Here is a 1,209-nt window from a genome sequence, read left to right as displayed (position 1 = left end):
ATCGAGACAGTTCGCTTTGCGGGACATTGACTGGACACAGCCGGTGTCGGTCAGCAGTCGCCGCCAGGACAGGTGCTGATACTGGAAGCCTTGATCGGAGTGCACGATCGGCGTATCGCCCTGCCGCAGTGTTGTCAGCGCCTGTCGCAGGGACGTGTTGGTGAGGTCGAGGTTCGGGGACAATCCGGTGGCGTAGCCGATGATCTGCCGGTCGAACAGATCCATCACCGGAGATAGGTAGACCTTCCGGTCCCCGATTGTGAACTCGGTCACGTCGGTGACCCACTTCTGATTCGGCGCCGTGGCCGTGAAGTCGCGTTCGAGCAGGTTCGGGGCGACCGTGCCGACCTCGCCCTTGAACGAGTTGTAACGCTTCTTCCGGCGGATCGTGCACCGTAACCCGAGCTGCCGCATCAGCTTCAGGACGGTCTTCTTCGACACCACCCAGCCCGCCGAGCGAAGCTCGTCGCGGATCTTGCGGTGCCCGTAACGGCCGTTATGCCGGTCGAACAGGCGACGGATCTCGGCCTTCAGATCCGCGTGCCCGTCCGGGGTGTCGAGGCGGGCCTGATGGTAAAAGAAGGTCGACCGGGCAAGCCCGGCAGCGGTGAGCAGGTCGATGAGAGAGTGCTCGGCCTTGAGGGCAACGACGGCGTTCACCTTGTCCGTCGTTTCTGATCCATCAAGGCCCGCAATTTTCCCAAGTACGCGTTCTGTGCCCGCAGATACTCGTTCTCGCGCCGCAACCGCTCCAGCTCCGACTCCTCACCCGGCGGCGACGCGCTCGATCCTCGCGGGCGGCCTTTGGGCTTGGGACGCAGAGCATCCTCACCCTCGTTGCGATACCTCCGCACCCAGGTCTTCAACAGAACCGGCGAGGACAGCCCTGCCTCCTCGGCCAACACCGCCGCCGGCTCGCCCGCGAGAACCCGCTCCACGAGCCCGAGCTTGAACTCGAACGAGTACGAAGCTTTGCTCCGTTTCTGCACGAGAGCTCCTCTGCCTCTGATCCGCCACCGCTGATACAACGCCCGCACGGGCCATCTCGACACGCCCAACTGCGTCGCGACAGCCGAGTCGCTCAAGCCCTGCTCGAACGACGCTACCGCCGCCTCACGCTGAACGACAGACAATGAACTACGCGCATACACGAAACTGCTCCCCGAAGTCAGAACTGAATTCTCAGTCCAACTCACGGGGAGCAGTTCA

General features: G+C 63.1%; 2 protein-coding genes. Both read right to left on the bottom strand.

The window, feature by feature from the left end; all coding sequences use genetic code 11:
* The coding region (locus WDU99_RS17230; RefSeq protein WP_337333699.1) for an IS3 family transposase at window positions 1–660 on the bottom strand (660 nt) is incomplete at its 3' end.
* Window positions 657–1,209, bottom strand: a 553-nt coding sequence (locus WDU99_RS17225; protein WP_337333698.1) for a helix-turn-helix domain-containing protein, incomplete at its 5' end; no start/stop codon positions are given. The genes WDU99_RS17225 and WDU99_RS17230, both read right to left, overlap by 4 nt.

The organism is Microbacterium bandirmense (assembly GCF_037204185.1).
Classification (GTDB): Bacteria; Actinomycetota; Actinomycetes; order Actinomycetales; family Microbacteriaceae; genus Microbacterium; species Microbacterium bandirmense.
This window is presented reverse-complemented; position numbering and strand designations above follow the sequence as displayed.